Here is a 258-nt window from a genome sequence, read left to right on the forward strand (position 1 = left end):
CTCGTTTGGGCACGATGGTCGGTTCGAAGGAGCCGTCGCGGTCGCGGGGGACTTTGATGTCGATGGGGCCGACGGTGTCGGTGAGGATTCTTTTGGTGCGGTAGCCGTTTCTGGTGTTTTGGCTTGTCTGATTGGGGTTTTCGGCGTGTTTGGGGTAGCCGAGGTGGTCGGTGAGTTCTTCGTCGAGGGCAGCTTGGATGATGTCTTGGGTGAGGGTTTTGAGTAGGGTGTCGCTGCTGAGGTCTAGGCCTTGTTCTT

The 258-nt window shown here is 57.8% G+C and carries 1 protein-coding gene; it reads right to left on the reverse strand.

All coding sequences use genetic code 11. The annotated features are described in order from the left end of the window. A partial coding sequence (locus L7A20_RS11905) for a transposase (protein ID WP_237223689.1) occupies positions 1-258 on the reverse strand: 258 nt, incomplete at both ends.

Source organism: Rothia nasimurium, from assembly GCF_928381415.1.
Lineage (GTDB): Bacteria > Actinomycetota > Actinomycetes > Actinomycetales > Micrococcaceae > Rothia > Rothia nasimurium_H.